Source organism: Spirillospora sp. NPDC049652, assembly GCF_040675125.1.
In the GTDB taxonomy this organism is placed as follows: Bacteria; Actinomycetota; Actinomycetes; order Streptosporangiales; family Streptosporangiaceae; genus Spirillospora.
In genome coordinates, this window is sequence record NZ_JBFAOF010000882.1 from 1 (window position 1) to 3,022 (window position 3,022).

General features: G+C 75.7%; 3 protein-coding genes. All 3 read right to left on the reverse strand.

Going from position 1 to position 3,022, the window contains the following annotated elements:
• The coding region (locus AB0J52_RS34285; RefSeq protein ID WP_500187049.1) for a GAP1-N2 domain-containing protein at positions 1-569 on the reverse strand (569 nt) is incomplete at its 3' end.
• A gap of 6 nt (positions 570-575) precedes the next feature.
• Positions 576-1,823: a TRAFAC clade GTPase domain-containing protein gene (locus tag AB0J52_RS34290; RefSeq protein WP_500187050.1), complete on the reverse strand. Its 1,248-nt coding sequence runs from the start codon at positions 1,821-1,823 to the stop codon at positions 576-578.
• Positions 1,824-1,843: 20 nt separating this feature from the next.
• A partial coding sequence (locus AB0J52_RS34295; RefSeq protein WP_500187051.1) for a SaeA-related protein occupies positions 1,844-3,022 on the reverse strand: 1,179 nt, incomplete at its 5' end.

Consider the following 3,022-nt stretch of genomic DNA (forward strand, 5'->3'; position numbering starts at 1 on the left):
GCCACGACCGCGTCCACGATCCGCGCGAGCCGGTCGTAGGCGTCCCCGGACCCGCCGGGCTCCCCGTCGCCCGGCCCGCCGTCGCCGGACGCGTCGGGCGGCGGCGCGCTCTCGGCGGCGAGCCAGGCGGCCAGCGACTCGGGGTCGAGCCCCTCGTCCGGCACGAGCTCGTCCACCTCGGGCAGGTCGGTCTCGGATGCGGGGGAGTCGGCCCACAGCGGCGCGTGCCACAGCTCGACCGGACGGACGCCCTCCAGCTCGTCCGGCTCGGCGACCACCGCGTGCGCGAAGAAGTTCCCGTACCGGCCGGAGTAGTCACGCCCCAGGTAGCGGCAGCGCAGCAGCAGCGGACGCCCGTCCACCCGGTCGTACAGCAGCGACACCGGGAACAGGCCGAGCTCGTCGTCGGCGGGCGACAGCGGCGCCTCCGGCGGCGGACGGTACGACAGGTGCGGCGTGACCCGCGCCCGCACCCCGTCCGGCAGCCCCGGCGTCTCCGCGACGAACTGGAACCCCGACCGGCCGGTCGGCCCGCGCCGGGCCGAGGTGTAGTGGAGCTGCCACGCCACCTGACGTCACTCCCCGTCCAGCATCCCGAACCGATAGAGCAGCCACAGCAGCGGATCCTCCGCGCGGTACGGGCGGACACCGCCCGCCCCGACCCGGTCGCCCTCCGGCATGGAGCCGAGCGCGGACAGGCCGAACAGCGCGTAGTCGGCGTACTGCTGGGACAGGAACAGGTCGAGCTGACCCGCGTTCCAGTCGTGCAGCAGGGCCCTGACCTGCTCGTTCACCGCCGACCTGTCGTCCAGGTCGAGCACCCCGGAACCGGACCGGGAGCGGTGCAGCGCCGACTGCCGCGACACCGCCGGGCCGAGCGCGTCGATCTTGGTGAGCGCGACCGCGACCGGCACCGGGAGGCGCTCGCCCGGCCGCAGCCCGTGCCGCAGCCGCAGCGCCTCGGTGACCCGCGCGATGATGTTGATGGGCTCGCTGTCCGGGTCCTCGCCGAGCGTGCCCTCGCGCGGCTGCGCCTCGTCGGCGAGCGCGTTGTGCGCGCCGGGCAGCTCCAGCGGGTCCACCAGGAAGATGATCGCGTCGGCCGCCTCCAGGTACCGCAGGTGCAGGTCGCGGACCTCGCGGCTGCGCAGGTCCTCACCGGCGGTGTCGAACAGCACCAGCGCGAGCGCGTCGTGCTTGGCCCGGCCCATCCCGGCCAGCGGCGTGCGCGCCAGCTTCGACGGGCGGGTGCGGGTCAGCAGGTACACCAGCGGCTCGCGCGGCGCGGTCGCGGCGCTCGCCGTCGTCGGCAGCAGCCGCCGCTCCTCCAGCAGCGGCCGGGCGAAGTCCCGCTTGTACCGCTCGATCGTCCGGTCGTCGCAGGCGACGAGCGAGGTGTCCAGCTCGGTGCCGACCCGGTTCATCAGCTCGTGCAGCAGGACGGCGATGTAGGTGGACTTCCCCGCGTTCTTCGCGCCGACGAGCGCGACGATCCGCCCGGGGGAGTCGCAGTAGGCGGTCGGGAGCGGGTTGTGGCACTCGGGGCAGACGCGGTTGTGCGTCGGCTGCCCGCAGTCGGGGCAGTCGGCGCGCCCGCCCGAGCGCGGCGGCGCGGCGAACACCGGCGGCAGGGACGCGCCCGCCGTCGAGCCGGTGTACTCGGCCAGCTCGCGGTCGAGCACGGGCGCGCAGCCCTGCCGCCGCCCGACCTGGCCGCGGCAGCGGAACGGGATCCGCTGCGGGTTGATCTCCACGAAGCAGTACGGGCAGGTGATCTCCTGCCGGGCGAGGCCGGGCAGGCTCACCCGGGACGCTAGGGACACCGGCTCCTCCAGGGGGACGCTTACCGGGGGCTGTGCAGATGGCGAACCGGGGGGTCGGTCAGCTCGACCACGGTGTCATCCGTGAAGCAGCGTAGCCAGTACTCGCCCGCGGGCCGAGGCAGCGGCACGGTGAGTTCTCCGGGAACGGGCACCTGCGTCCACGACCCGAGGGTCTCGCCGTCGGTCGGCCGGTGCGGCATCACCCGCCCGCGCCGCAGCACGAGCTCCAGCGTCCCCACCCGCAACGGGCGCTCCGCCGACAGCCGCACGGTGAGCGCCCGCTTCCACGGCGGCCCGGTCCGTTCCAGCTCGTACCGGACGAGCGTGCGCGCTTGTACCTCCACGATCGCCGGGACCCCGACGACGCGCTGGTCGTCGGCGGTGGCGACGGCGGCGACGGCCAGCTCGACCGGCTCGGCCTCCGGCACCTCCACCCGCAGCCCGCCCTGCGCCTCGTAGGCGGCGCGGGTCACCGCGACCCGCTCGGGCGCGGCGCTCGGCAGCCGCCCGGCCTCCATCCGGCCCGCCGCGACCAGGTTCGCCTCGATGCGCCCGGTGGCGATCGCGTCCACGCCGATCCGCCAGGTCAGCTCGACCTCGGCGATCTCGTCCGGCCAGTCGAACCCGACGTGCACGACGTCGCCGCGCCGCTCGGCGACCAGCCGGCGCGGCGGCGGCAGGTTCACGTGCCGGTGCCGCGCGCCGACCGCGGCGGTGCCCTCGGCGACGGTGACCGCGAGCAGCCAGCCGCCGCGCCCAGGCTTCACCAGGATCCCGTCCGAGGTCACCGCGTTCGGGATCCGCCGGGACGCCCTGCGCACCTCCTCGACCGGGACGACCGCGCTGCGCGGCCAGGCGGGCGGCGCGTCCAGCAGGACGATCTCGGGGCTGCCGTGCGCCGGGCGCTCGAACCGGACCAGGATCTCGTCCTCGTCGCCCGCGGACGCGTCCACGGCCATGTCGTACACCGGCTCCGGCGGCGCGGACGGCGTCACCGACAGCCGCACGCCCGGCGTGGTCGTCTCGCGGCCCTGCTCGTCCAGGTACACCGCGCAGACCCGGTAGTGGTAGGTCATGCCGTTCGGGACGCGCTCGGAGAACCCCTCGCGGCCCGCCGGGACGGCCCGCTCGGTGCCCTTCTCGCCGCGGAACACCGCGATCCGCGCGGCCTCCGGCGGGCACCGCCAGCGGCCCGTCAC